The sequence below is a fragment of the Neobacillus drentensis genome, assembly GCF_036965645.1.
Taxonomy (GTDB): Bacteria; Bacillota; Bacilli; order Bacillales; family Cytobacillaceae; genus Neobacillus; species Neobacillus drentensis_D.
Genome location: NZ_JBALPZ010000020.1, coordinates 1 through 13670 on the forward strand (window position 1 = coordinate 1; position 13670 = coordinate 13670).

The window sequence follows — 13670 nt, forward strand, 5'->3', positions numbered from 1 at the left end:
ATCGATGATATAATACTCGCTAGTACTAATATTTTCACTTACTAATAACGTTCTCTTTTGAAAATGTATATACATATATTCTTCAGTTTTTAAGTTTTTGGTTTCATCTAAATAATAGCCGGTCACTTTCCCATTTTCATATTTGAAAACATACCTTTTACCATTAGATATACAAAGGTTTTTCCTAAACGGTATAATATCTGCAATAATTTCGTAATTTATATAGATTTTCTTTCCCAATTTTTCATTTATAGCAGGAAGTGCGTATTCATCTATTGCCCACACAATTTTACTATGCAATATTTTTTCTAGCTCAAAATTATCTTTTAATTCATTTAACAATGAATACAAATAAATTGGATCATTTTTAATTAATGTAAAATGTCCCCATATCTGCATAGTATCGTATTGTTTAATCATTCCATCTGAAAAGTAGGATTTAATGTCACCAAAAATTAGATCCATATCACAATATCCCCAATAATCGTAACCGCCTAAAAGATCTTCAAATAAAACACCATACAACGGCTTGTAATCACATAATTTATAAGGGCTATCAATTTTATATTTATTGTCTATCTTGTTTTTAATTAAATCATTTACCCAATTAAGGTTCTTATTTATTACCCTTATGTTTTCTACTGGTGAAAAGTGACGATTTACATCAGTGATTAAAATCCAATCAATATTCTTATTATTTGCACAGGATTGGTACCATAGTTCAAAATGTTCAGGAAGCTTCCCGAAGTAAGGTATAATTACACAGATTTTCATTATTCTATTATCCCTCCTAGCACAATATTAAGGCTTAACAAAAGCTTAAATTACTTTATATACTTTGGCCTAATACCAAATTGGTTTTTTGAGGAAAGACAAAGTACATTACGAAGTAGCTTTTCTTAAATAAAATTTGTAGATGTATTTTTTTAATCTAGGAGGAATTAGAATAAAAGAAATTATATTCACCATGTTAATGAAATAATCAGTTTTGCCAATCATTCTTCTAGAATACATAAATTTCTGGAGGTTAAACCAACTTGTTATATACTTTGGATTGCTTCTTCTTGAATACAAATCCTCTCCAGTTCTAACGTATACAAGAGGTTCTCCGACATTTTTTAGTATAGCACCATTGCTTAGCAATCTTACCCATAGATAATAATCCTCAAGATAAAATAAATGTTTGTAACTCCCAACATCGATTACTGATTTCTTTTTAAACATCACTGTCATATGGTTCATTGGATTACGACGTTTGGACTTTCTAATAATTTCAGAATTAGACAAGGGCACTTGTTTTATAAATATAATCTCATCTTTAGAATTATAAAATTCCGATATATATGATCCAACTGCATCTAATTCGGGATCATTCAAAAATTCTTTAAGCTGTTTTTCAAATCTCTTTGGATAGTTTATATCGTCGGTATCAGCTCTTGCCACCAATTCATTGCTGCAAGCTTTCAACCCTATTTCAAGAGCTTTCCCTAATCCAACATTCTTTTCCAATGGTATTATTTTTATTATTTCAGGAAAGTTTATTTTGTATTTTTCGATTATCTCTTCTAGTTCCACTGTTAATGGTCCATCTTTTACTAAGATAACTTCATTCGGAATTACACTCTGTTTTATTAGAATGCTTTGTAGCGCTTGATCTAAAAATTCACTTTTTTCTTTAAAATAAACTGATAATAAAACAGAAAAATTCATAAATCAGCCTCCATTAACTCATGTTGCAAATTAACTTTTCTATTGGTTAGTTCACTACCCTTGAATTGCCAAAATTAATTTTATCTACCTACAGTTTCTCTACAGTAAACTTTACTACTCTCTATTAAAATATCTTTAAGTTCCTTTCTCACCTTCAACAACCCCATCACTTTTAATAACACTTACGATGGTCTTACAGAAGCATTTTGTATCCATCCAGAAACTAATTTTTCTAACATACTCCCCGTCTAACTTTGCCTTTATCTTAATAGGAAGCTCATCACGTCCATTAATTTGAGCCCATCCAGTCAACCCAGGTGACACATCATTTGCTCCATATTTATCACGCTCATCTATTAAATCATACTGATTCCAAAGACAAGGTCTTGGACCAATAATACTCATTTCACCCTTTAGTATATTGATAATCTGTGGAAGTTCATCCAAACTAGTTTTCCTCATAAATTTACCGACCCTAGTAATATAGCTGGCAGGATCCTGTAATAGATGAGTCGGAGTATCTTTTGGTGTGTCAATCTTCATCGTTCTAAATTTTAATATATAAAACTCTGATTTTCCTATTCCAATCCTGCGTTGTCTAAATAGCACCGGGCCCTTTGAATCAAGCTTAATACATATGATTAATACTATGAACACTGGGGAAAGAACTACAATTCCAATAAACGCTAAAATCATATCTAATAATTTTTTTATATATTTTTTATAAATCACGCAATACACTCCTATCAGAAAAATGTTAGATATTGACTAAACCTTTTCTGTCTCTAATAATTGCCCGATAAATGCGAGAATGTCGTTACGTAATGTAGGTTCTTGCAATGCAAATTCTATCGTAGTCTTAACAAAACCTATCTTCTCTCCCACATCATACCGTTTACCTTCAAAATCATAGGCAAAAACCCTTTGAATTTGGTTTAGCTTCTGGATGGCATCTGTTAACTGGATTTCTCCACCTGCACCCGTCTGCTGCTGTTCTAAAAACATAAAGATCTCAGGTGTAAGAATGTATCGTCCCATTATGGCAAGATTAGATGGAGCAGTCCCCGACTTTGGCTTTTCAACAAAATTATTCACTTGATATCTTCTGCCATCCTGAACTGAAGGTTCTACTATCCCATAACGATCCGTTTGGTCATGTGGCACTGCTTGCACTCCAATAACAGAAGATCGTGTTCCATCATATACATCTATAAGCTGTCTTAAGCAAGGCGTTTCACTCTGGACAACATCATCCCCCAGTAAAACTGCAAATGGTTCATTACCAATGAAATTTCTTGCACACCACACCGCATGTCCTAAACCTTTGGGCTCTTTTTGTCGTATATAATGTATATCTGCTAAATTTGAAGAATAACGAACTTTTTCTAGCAGTTCTGTTTTACCTTTTTCTATTAAATTTTGCTCTAGTTCTGGAGCAAAATCAAAATGATCTTCGATTGCTCTTTTTCCTTTGCCTGTTACAATAATTATGTCTTCAATCCCTGAAGCAATAGCTTCTTCAACTATATATTGAATAGTAGGCTTATCAACAATCGGTAACATTTCTTTAGGCATTGCTTTTGTAGCTGGAAGGAAACGTGTTCCGAGTCCGGCTGCCGGTATGATTGCTTTACGTACCTTTTTCATATAAACTCCACCTTAAATAACAATCTTTATATAACACATTGATTAGTTAGCCGTCGTTAAAGCGGTCGCCCTATCAAATTTATTATTAGCTACTGCTATTAACGTATCGTGCATCTCTTGTTCAGACATAATTAATAGACTTTCAATTAACTCACCTAATGCCGTGGCATGAATAACCTTCGCCTTCCCAATATGAATCTTAGGAAAGACATGCTCTGGATGTACTTCATTCTCATTAAGGAGCTCCTCATACATCTTCTCCCCGGGTCTGAGGCCCGTGTAATGAATCCCGATTTCTTCTTCTGTATATCCTGATAACTTAATAAGATTCTTTGCCAAATCCACAATCTTAACCGGCTCACCCATATCAAGGACAAATACCTCACCGCCGCGAGCTAACGATCCCGCTTGAATAACTAGTCTTGACGCTTCAGGAATCGTCATGAAGTACCGAGTCATTTCAGGATGAGTAACTGTAACCGGACCACCTGCAGCAATTTGCTTTTTAAATAGCGGAATAACACTACCACGGCTTCCCAACACATTTCCAAACCGAACGGCAACGAACTTTGTATGACTAGAAGGAGCTAGACTCTGAATAATCATCTCCGCAAACCGCTTCGTCGCTCCCATGACATTCGGTGGATTTACTGCCTTATCCGAAGAAATTAACACAAACGTATTAACACCAAAGGTATCCGAAGCTTCTGCTACATTCCTAGTTCCAAATATATTGTTTTTAACCGCTTCTCTCGGATTATATTCCATTAATGGTACATGCTTATGTGCAGCCGCATGATATACCACAAATGGCTGATGCTCTTCCATTACTTCAAAAATTCTAGCTCTGTCCTGTATGTCCCCTATAACTGGAACAATCTCAATTTGATTCTGATACTCTCTCCGCAGTTCCATATCAATTAAGTAAATACTGTTTTCCCCATGTCCTAACAGAACAATTTTCCTGGGATTAAATTTACAAATCTGACGGCAAATCTCCGAACCAATCGAGCCCCCAGCACCAGTGATCATGACGGTCTTACCCGAAACCTTTTCAGAAATTCCAGCAATATCTAACTCTACTGGTTCTCGTCCTAATAAATCCTCCACCTGAACATCCCGGAATTGGTTAACGGTTATTTTTCCCGTCATTAGGTCTTCCAACTTAGGAATAATCTGCGTTTTGGCCTTTGTTTTCGCACATTCTTCAAAGATTCGATTTAATGCTTTCTGAGGTAAAGAAGGAATGGCAATAATGATATTATCTATCTTGTATTTTTCTACCGTTTCCTTAATGTGACTGGAATCCCCCACAACGGTAATCCCAAGAATATCTAGTTTATGTTTCTTTGAATCATCGTCAACAAAGGCAACAGGTCTTAAATCAATATCATGGTTACTAAGCAATTGCCGAGCTACCATTGTACCGCCTCTGCCTGCCCCAATGATTAAGGTCCGTTTCACATTGGATTGCTTTGTGATGAAATTATCACGAAACACTCTCCAGGAAAAACGCGTTCCACCAATAAGTAGTACATACAGCATCCAGGTAATCATTAAGGCTCTGACGTACATATTATGAAAAACAACTTCTTGCAGAATGGCTGTTACCATTATGGTAAATGTCACTGCCTTTACAATGGCGAATAGCTCGCCTACACTCGCATATTCCCATGCCTTATGATAGAGCTTATAAATAGAAGCAAATACATGATGGCTCACTAATAAGGTAACGGATGTAACAAGCAGCATCGGAATCTTAAAAACTTGTAATTCTGGATTCAGCGTAAAATAGCTTATGTATACGGCTGTCAACACGATTATGGAATCTAATAACGCAAGTGCGGTCAATCTCTTCCCATAAGTCACTCCTATTTTCCCCCTCTTTATCTCTCTTTATCTCTTTATACTTTCCCTCACTAAAGCATACGGGCAAAAAAAATACCTAATGGAATTGTAAGCGAGTTCACACTTATTCTTACATTAGATATTTATTATCTTCTATTTTAAAATGGGATTCTAACCCTTCCTCACATCATACTACCGACGACAAGCGTCTAAGTCCCCTATGACCTACTGTATGACCGAGTGCCCCCATGGATAACGGACAGGAGAGCCTCGCCGAATCAAGCGTACACCTAATTAAGAAAGTAAATACGATTTAGTCATTTTTAACGCATCTATCTCTAAAAGAATAGAAACTTCTTTTTCTTTTTTATTTGAACCGGAATTTCTTTCATTATATTTTTCCCGGAGATTAGTAACTCTGCGTTTTCTTTGAATAAATACACAAAATCGCTTCCGTATTTTTCGTCGATAAAATCAAAAGCTTCTGACATTTTAAAAGATCGATTGTTTGTATTATGGGCATCAGAAGCAATGAAATGAGTTAAATTCGCTTCAATAAGCTGCATGGAAAAACTTTTAATTTTTTTACCAAAATATCCGCATAGACTGGATGCCGTGACTTGTGTTAAGGCACCCTTTTCAACCAAGTTATGTAGTAATTCGGGTCGTTCGATAAGCTCCGAATTTCGTTCAGGATGGACAATAATTGGCATTAATCCTTTTACCTGTAAGTCATATAGAAGTTTTTCTGTATATCTCGGAACATGATTGGTAGGAAATTCAATAAATAAATATTGGCTGTGATTTAAGGTTTGTATCTCATTTTTTTCATAATCCTCTACTAATTCACCATAGATTCTCGGTTCTTGCCCAACTAAAATCTCAATACTAATACTCGCTTCTACTAATGCACGATTTAGCTCTACTACTTTTTCCAGAATGGATGGTTTTCGGTTATTATAATGACTATTTAGATGAGGAGTTGCGATAATGGTGCGGATTCCTTCCTTTTCTGCTTCCAATGCCATTTTTAGGCTTTCTTCAACAGTCTGGGCTCCATCATCTATTCCAGGCAAGATATGACAATGTATATCAATCATTGGGCACCCCTCTCTTTTACAGTCAAATATTTAATACAAGTGGATTGTGAGAGTCCTCACTTACCACCATAGTAATAATAGTAGTTGGAGTTTTGTATTTTCTTATTATTTAAGACAACACCAAGTAGTTTACTTTGGGCAGTGTCCAACATTTCCTTCGCCTTTACTGCCTGTTCACGCTCTGTTTTCCCACTTGAAACAACGAGAATCGTTCCTTCACATTTATTGGCGAGAATCTGTGCATCCGTAACGGCTAATAATGGCGGTGTATCGAATAGGATCATGTCAAACTGGCCTAGCGCCTCATCAAAAAACTGCTCCATTGCTTTTGAGCTTAGCAATTCCGCTGGGTTAGGCGGAATGGGCCCGCTTGTTAATAAGAACAGGTTTTTCTCATCTGTTACCGTTATGGCATTTCCCAGCGTTATTTGCTTTGTCAGCACAGTGGTTAAGCCAAATGTATTGGTTTGATTGAAGGTATAATGAACCGTTGGTTTTCTCAAATCGGCATCTATAAGTAATACTTTCTTTCCTTGTTGAGCAAATACCACAGCTAAATTGGCAATGGTTGTTGACTTCCCTTCACTTGGTCCAGATGATGTCACCATTAGGGACCTTATCTCTTGATCAACCGAGGAGAATTGGATATTGGTCCTAATCGTTCTGTATTGTTCTGAGATCGGTGATTTAGAGTTCAGAAGTGTAATCAATGTTTTTTTATTGTTAATAGCATTATGTTTCTTTTTCTTATTAGCCAATGGTTTCACCTCTTACTTTTGCGTTGCGTCCTGCCTGCCTTTTTTGGCTCTTTTTAAAGTCCGTGTCATCCATGGTGGCAATGACGCCTAGTACTGAGAGACCAAGGAGATTTTCAATTTCTTGTTCATTTTTAATCGTATTATCAAAATACTCTAACAAGAAGGCCAGCCCTACTCCCGCCATTAAGCCCACTACCATCGCAATCGCAATGTTTAATAATGGTCTTGGTTTAATTGGGGATGGATTTTCTGCGACATTTGCTTTTGCTAAGATGCTTACGTTATCGACACTCATGATTTTTACTATTTCTGTTTTGAATACTTCTGCTGTTTTATTGGCAATAGCGGCTGCCATTTTTGGATTTGTATCCTGAACAGATAAATTGACTACTTGTGAATCCTTTTCATTTTGGACCGTGATCTTAGAATTTAGGGCATTTGCTGTCAAATCCAGATTTAATTCTTTAATAACTAGATCTAGTATAGCTGGGCTTTTAATAATGACATTGTAGGTGTTTATTAATTGAAGGTTGGTTTGAACTTCGTTGGTTTGGTAAACAGTCTGGTCGCTTTTAGACTGGTTAACTAGCAATTGTGTGGATGCTTGATAGATGGGTGTTAGGAAATAAAAACTCACTATCCCACTAACTAATATGGCAATAAATGTTATGCTCAGTATTAAACTTAATCGCTTGCGAAGTGTTTGAAGTAACTCTTTTAAACTAATGGTCTCTTCCATGTTATCCTCCCAAAATTATGTAAAATGGCACGAGTGTAATTATATCATAGATATAACACTTTCCGACATATTTCCTAGTTTTTTTCCTTTTTACTTGATATATTTTACACCTTTTTGTAATTTTTTGAAGTATTATTTTCAATTGGATTAAATTTCTAGTTTATTTTTGCTATAATGAGTGTGCAAAACTATTTGGGGGTACTACTGAAAAATGAAAAAGATCCTAACGATATTACTAGGTTTTTCGTGCGCTGCCGTCCTTTATTTTGGTCAATCTCACTGGAATCAAAGGATTGAAGCAGCACCAAAGGAAGCAGCGGAGCAAAAGATAACCAATAGGCAAAAAGACCTATACGGACAATTATTGGCTCATTCTAGCAAGTGGCCGGCACCAGCTATTGAACAATTTAAGAAGGCACTGGATGACAAACGTCCTTTTAAGGTTTTATTCGTAGGATCACCTGCTATCGGCTCTGCAACAGAGGGAACCTTCCCGATTGTCCGAGATCAGCTAATTCAAACGTTTGGGCAGAAGAACATGCAAGTATCAATTAAAACCTATCCATTAACGTCAACTCAATTTATTGCTGCTAACAAACAGAAAGAAATTGCAGAAGCACATGCTGATTTAATTGTCATTGAACCTTTTATCTTACTGAATAATGGCGAAGTCTTGGTTGAGAAGACATTAGACGATCTTACCTTGCTGATGAACGGCATTAAAGCCAAAAATCCTAAGACCACCTTTATCCTCCAACCATCTTATCCAGTTTATAAAGCCATGATTTATCCTAGCCAGGTAGATGTGTTGAGGAAGTACGCGGAGGAAAAACATCTCACCTATCTTAATCACTGGACAGCTTGGCCGGATCCAAATACAGTTGCATTGAAAGAATATTTACTGCCGGATATGAGTGCTCCTAGTGAAAAAGGGAACCAAGTATGGAGTCATTACTTAATTAAATACTTCACAGACAAGTAGCGAACACTATATAGCGTTCGCCTTTTTAAACGGTATTTTTGTAAACGCTTTTACTACATATATAATAGTAGAAACTCGGTTAGAAATAAGAAATCAATGCCTACTCTTTTTACTAGAATGTATAATTTCCTAGACGACAAAAAAGGCTATCAAGGTTTCCTTATAGCCCGAGTATCTATTATAAAGTTTATCAGATGACTAGTTGTCTTAAATCTGTTTTTATATCCTCAATTAATTTTTCTAGCGTGATTTCCGATTCATTGACACCTTTTTCATATGCTTTTTTCACAATCTGTGAAAAATCGACAATATTCTGATTATTGTCTTTATTTCCTCTATCCAATTCCCCATTCCCTCCTACTTAGAGCTAACTAGTTACATATTTTACTAGAATTCTTTTTGATTGTAAATACATTTCCAGTTTAAATATGTGGGAATTTTGTGAAAAAGGTCGAAATTAGTACTGGTTATACCTGCTTTACTCGTGTTTTTCGATATTTTTTTTCAAGAAGATGACCTAATAAGCCTAGCAGCATTCCAACTAATACTCCATTAAAGACCGGGTAGTCCAATAAGGGGACCGTTTTGATCAAATGGACATCATGCCAAAATAATCCGAAATCTATGCCAATGACCAGCCCAATAAAGAATCCCGTATAATAGGTTCGTTTTTCGACGGTTTTCCCCTCGAGTTTATGATTATTGGCCTTTGCCGAATTATAGGCCTGCCAGAGCGCAAATCCGTAGATGGAAGGATAGAATAGTCCCCACCCATAATTCACCGCCTGGTGTGCCTGCAGGATATCCCCATTGAATGTACTTACTAATACTAGATTTAAATGTGACTTCAAGTTGATTAAGAATTCTAATACTAGTAATAGACTACCCACAAAGTAATCCTTGTTGTAGAGTTGCCCAAATCCCGGAAGAACGAGTGACCATACCAACGCTGCACGAGGGGATTTATAGGGCCTGCTGCTTCTCATAGAAGTCGCTCCCTTGAATGAAATATATTACTATAATTTCGTCAAGTTTCCGCTAAAATCCTTTCTTTTTTACATATTGTAGTAGATCAGTCCTAATTTCATCCCTGGCATGGAAGGAACCTAAATAAAATTCACACGAATCATGTATAGACGAAACCATATTTGTGAAGCCTTCTAGTAATGAGTCTGTTGATGGGGGAAAGTGTTTTTATATGTTTTCATTTCGAGGAGATGCTCATAAAATTTATCTGAAACTAAAAAGGGCATTGAACAAGGAACAATCTTTTAAATCAGTAAAGGAACTGAACCAAATTGAAAAAGTTCAGAACTTTTATATGGATATTGAAAGCCCTACATTAAAAAAGATATATTTTTGCATGATCAAAGAGAAAAATGGCTCCGGAATGATTCCTATTCTTGTATCTTCTGGCCCTTGGCTCTTACTCCTATTTTCAGAGCAATTACAAAAATTCCTATTTAAAGAGGGAAGCTTACTATGGATGTTCTTTGTTCTCGCCTATATATCCATCCTTTCCCTAAGTGTTATTCTTCACTTTCATGAAAAATCTTGGGCTTCTGTTCATATCGAAATCATCCAAGAAATTTTAAAGGATCGAGAACAATCATCTAAGGTAAAAAGTTGATCATTATGAGGTTCTTAATCGTACTATTGAGGATTACTGTGAACAAGGGGATACATTCTGATTTACCTAATAAAACAGACCATCATTTTGATGGTCTGTTGGCTTTTTATAAATTATTCCTATATAGAGATCCTACTGAAAAAACAAACCCAGTAATGAAGGAACTAAGTGTTATATTCGATAAACCTGTGAAGTAAAAAGATAGTAAACTACTAAAGAAGGTAAAAATGAGCCATGTAACAGATGACGGAGGAAACTTACCCATTCCCATTCACCTCTTTTGATTCATTTGATTTCCAATAATAATCAGCAAGTACCTCTGCAAATACGTCGATTGTGTTATGAAGATCACTCAAACTATTATCTACACCACCAATTTCCAGCAGCATTGAATGATTTGAGATATCTTGATTGTAGACACCGTTCCCATCCTTATACGTTTTTAGAAACACCCCTCTACTAATTCCAGGATACTTTTTTTCTAACTCCGCATTCAGTGTTTTGGCCAATTCTAGATTTTCGAGATAATTTTTGTTTTCTCTTCCTATTACAAAATAGAGCCTGGCATAGCTTTTACCATTAATCATTTTAGTAGTGATTTCTTTTCGTAGTGAATCACGGTGAATATCAATAAAATAGTTTAATTGATGATTAGTGGTTGCGGCTGCTTCCACAATCTCTCGGGATTCTGTATAGGCTTTTGTGGATTGCCATCCTTTTTTCAGTAATTCTTGAGTCATATTTGTTTTGTCGTGCTCAACGCCAATTCCTTTACTCATTAAATCTTTCGCCAAACGACTCCCTAAACCAATGACATTCACCCTTTCATCCGAGCTTATGGCATCGTCAGGTTTTGCAGCATCTTTTAAAACTGGGAGGAATGACTCCCAACTATGTGTATGATAAATATAGACTGTTTTATTTTTTGGGTTGTTTGGTTGACCGTCATCAGTTGATTGACTTTCTTTTAATTTTCCCTCCGATGCTTTCCGCTCATTTCGTAATACCTTATCTGGAGGAGCAGATTCCTTTGGAAGATTCGTGAGGTTCGTCCCTTCCCCTGCTACGACGATCTCTGTGTCATATATTCTTAATCCCGGTATTTCATTCCCTAAAAACGTTCTTGCATCTGTTGGTTTGACGGTGGTGGCTAGTTGGAATGCTAAGTTTGTTATCTTGGGTACGGTCAATACCGAGAGATTCGATTTAGGGAAATACGTATGATTCTCGAATTTGAACAATTGCACTAAGAGTTTTTCTCCATTTAATATTCCGATAGAGTTACTCATTTTGAGGGAGGAAATATTTACATGTAACACGATAACCAGTGAAATAATGAGAAACATTAACAGAACCAATAGGACAGAGCGATAGATAAATTTTAGTGAGATTCTAATGATCCGATTCATGGGAAAATACCTCCTTAACTCTCATGTATATGATGTAATAAGGAGTTTAAGATAATAAATAATGTTTTTTCATTTTACAAATAGGTGACAGTATTACAGTTGTCCCATTTTTGATTTTCCTATCAAAAGGGGCCCAAATTGTCTACCACAAATCCATTATCCATATCGTTAAATATGGAAAAATAAAAGGGTGACCCTTAAAATACTTTTGGGACACCCTCTAATGTATATATTATGATAGGACCAGATTTTTTAAATCTGCTTTTAGGTCCTCGATTAGTTTTTCCAGTGTGATTTCTGATTCGTTCACGCCTTTATCATAAGCTTTTTTCACAATCTGTGAAAAATCAGCAATTTTCTCACAATTCATCTTATTATTACGCTCCAACTTCCGAATTCCTCCCCCTCTAGTTCATTTAATAGTTACACATTTTACTAGAAACCTGTCGAAATGTAAATACATTTCCATCTGTATATGTGGAAATAGCTCGAAAGGCGGGGACCTTGTTCTTCCATGTTCTTTTTACTGCTTTAGCATGACCAGATAATAACTTCCAGAAAAATCCCATATTTTTTTTATATCTATTTTCCTACTTTTTTGATATTCTAATAGCTGAGTGCAAAATATTTGTCATTTTTTTGGAGGTATTATCGAATGGCTCAAAAAAAGAAAAAAAGAACATGGTTGAAGGTCACTGGAATTATACTTCTTCTCCTTGTTATTGGTGTTGGAGTTTATGCTTATAATGTTTATAGTTCATTAAAAAATACTGTCACAACGATGAATGAACCGCTTGAAAAAAAGCAATCTGACAAGCGTACAGAACCGGTTGCAGTTTCAAATAAAGATCCTTTCTCTGTGTTAATGCTTGGTGTCGATGAGCGAGCAGGCGACAGAGGCCGATCTGACACAATGATTGTCTTAACTGTTAATCCAAATACTAATTCAGTCAAGATGCTAAGTATTCCGCGTGATACTCGCACTGAAATTGTTGGTCATGGGACTGTGGATAAGATTAATCATGCATATGCTTTTGGCGGTGTACAGATGTCCGTTGATACGGTGGAAAATTTCTTAAATATCCCGATTGATTATTATATGAAGGTCAATATGGAAGGATTTAAAGATATTGTTAATGCGGTTGGCGGTATTACCGTTCAAAACGATTTAGATTTTTCTTATGGTGGATACCATTTTGCAAAAGGTCAAATTAGTTTAAATGGTGACCAAGCTCTAGCTTTCTCAAGAATGAGACACGAAGACCCACGCGGTGACTTTGGCCGTCAAGAAAGACAGCGTCAAATCATCCAGGCCGTCATTAAAGAAGGCGCGAGCCTTTCAAGCTTAACGAATTACTCAAATATCTTTAATGCTCTTGGAAAGAATGTAAAAACCAACCTTACTTTTGATGAAATGGTGGATATTCAAAAGAATTATAAATCTGTTGGCAGTAACATTACCCAAGAGGAAATTAAAGAAACAGGAACTAAGATTGGCGGCATCTATTATGGTTTAGTTTCTGATGCTGAGAAGCAAAGACTTCAAAATGAGTTGAGAGCACAATTAGAACTTAAGTAAATAGATAAAAAAGCTGATGGAATCCCCCATCAGCTTTTTTAATTTGGCCAGCAATCTCCGTTAATCCTTTTTCAATTCATGCTTGCGCCTTTTAATATGGTGATGTAAAGTTTTTTCAATTTCTTCTAAGGCTTCAATTGATTTAATATCTTGGTTAATATAGCGGAGTGTTTTCTTAATGGATTTAGGTAGTCGGTCAAACGGCTTCAAATGTGTTGTTACTCCTTTAGAAAATTACTATTCACAAAAGTTCCTTACTCTTATATTT

The 13670-nt window shown here is 35.8% G+C and carries 15 protein-coding genes; 3 read left to right on the forward strand and 12 right to left on the reverse strand.

The window, feature by feature from the left end; genetic code table 11:
- From V7266_RS03510 to V7266_RS03545, 8 genes are all read right to left on the reverse strand, one after another.
- A partial coding sequence (locus V7266_RS03510; RefSeq protein ID WP_335465838.1) for a DUF6625 family protein occupies positions 1–774 on the reverse strand: 774 nt, incomplete at its 3' end.
- A gap of 108 nt (positions 775–882) precedes the next feature.
- Positions 883–1710 carry a glycosyltransferase gene (locus tag V7266_RS03515; protein WP_335465839.1) on the reverse strand — a complete coding sequence of 276 codons (828 nt, stop codon included), beginning with the start codon at positions 1708–1710 and terminating at the stop codon, positions 883–885.
- 135 nt (positions 1711–1845) lie between these two features.
- Positions 1846–2442, reverse strand: coding sequence for a sugar transferase (locus V7266_RS03520; RefSeq protein ID WP_335465841.1), 597 nt, complete (start codon positions 2440–2442; stop codon positions 1846–1848).
- Between the two features lie 36 nt (positions 2443–2478).
- On the reverse strand, positions 2479–3357 hold the full coding sequence (gene galU / locus V7266_RS03525; RefSeq protein ID WP_335465843.1) for a UTP--glucose-1-phosphate uridylyltransferase GalU: 879 nt from the start codon (positions 3355–3357) through the stop codon (positions 2479–2481).
- A gap of 42 nt (positions 3358–3399) precedes the next feature.
- The gene (locus V7266_RS03530) at positions 3400–5226 is read right to left on the reverse strand and encodes a nucleoside-diphosphate sugar epimerase/dehydratase (RefSeq protein WP_335465844.1); all 1827 of its coding nucleotides are present in this window, start codon (positions 5224–5226) and stop codon (positions 3400–3402) included.
- 317 nt (positions 5227–5543) lie between these two features.
- Positions 5544–6305 (reverse strand): tyrosine-protein phosphatase, encoded by a 762-nt coding sequence (locus V7266_RS03535; protein WP_335465845.1) that lies wholly within the window; start codon positions 6303–6305, stop codon positions 5544–5546.
- A gap of 56 nt (positions 6306–6361) precedes the next feature.
- The gene (locus tag V7266_RS03540) at positions 6362–7063 is read right to left on the reverse strand and encodes a CpsD/CapB family tyrosine-protein kinase (RefSeq protein WP_335465847.1); all 702 of its coding nucleotides are present in this window, start codon (positions 7061–7063) and stop codon (positions 6362–6364) included.
- Entirely contained in the window at positions 7056–7802 is a 747-nt protein-coding gene (locus V7266_RS03545; RefSeq protein WP_335465848.1) for a YveK family protein, read from the reverse strand. Before V7266_RS03545 ends, V7266_RS03540 begins: the two co-directional genes overlap by 8 nt.
- Positions 7803–8013: 211 nt before the next feature.
- Between V7266_RS03545 and V7266_RS03550 the strand changes: the two genes are divergently transcribed.
- Positions 8014–8784, forward strand: a complete 771-nt coding sequence (locus tag V7266_RS03550; protein WP_335465850.1) for an SGNH/GDSL hydrolase family protein — start codon at positions 8014–8016, stop codon at positions 8782–8784.
- 190 nt (positions 8785–8974) lie between these two features.
- Here V7266_RS03550 and V7266_RS03555 read toward each other — a convergent pair whose 3' ends face one another.
- Complete coding sequence (locus tag V7266_RS03555) at positions 8975–9127, reverse strand: hypothetical protein (RefSeq protein WP_335465852.1); 153 nt, start codon at positions 9125–9127, stop codon at positions 8975–8977.
- A 124-nt stretch (positions 9128–9251) separates the two neighbouring features.
- Entirely contained in the window at positions 9252–9770 is a 519-nt protein-coding gene (locus tag V7266_RS03560) for a hypothetical protein (RefSeq protein WP_335465854.1), read from the reverse strand.
- 212 nt (positions 9771–9982) lie between these two features.
- Here V7266_RS03560 and V7266_RS03565 point away from each other — a divergent pair, with 212 nt between their 5' ends.
- A complete protein-coding gene (locus V7266_RS03565; protein ID WP_335465855.1) occupies positions 9983–10414 on the forward strand; it encodes a hypothetical protein in 432 nt (143 codons plus the stop codon).
- Between the two features lie 257 nt (positions 10415–10671).
- Here the strand turns inward: V7266_RS03565 and spoIIP are convergent, their stop codons facing one another.
- Both spoIIP and V7266_RS03575 read right to left on the reverse strand, forming a co-directional pair.
- Positions 10672–11823 carry a stage II sporulation protein P gene (spoIIP, locus tag V7266_RS03570; protein ID WP_335465856.1) on the reverse strand — a complete coding sequence of 384 codons (1152 nt, stop codon included), beginning with the start codon at positions 11821–11823 and terminating at the stop codon, positions 10672–10674.
- Positions 11824–12055: 232 nt separating this feature from the next.
- The gene (locus tag V7266_RS03575; RefSeq protein ID WP_335465858.1) at positions 12056–12211 is read right to left on the reverse strand and encodes a hypothetical protein; all 156 of its coding nucleotides are present in this window, start codon (positions 12209–12211) and stop codon (positions 12056–12058) included.
- 267 nt (positions 12212–12478) lie between these two features.
- Between V7266_RS03575 and tagU the strand changes: the two genes are divergently transcribed.
- Positions 12479–13402, forward strand: a complete 924-nt coding sequence (tagU, locus tag V7266_RS03580) for a polyisoprenyl-teichoic acid--peptidoglycan teichoic acid transferase TagU (RefSeq protein WP_335465859.1) — start codon at positions 12479–12481, stop codon at positions 13400–13402.
- Positions 13403–13670 lie beyond the last annotated feature (268 nt).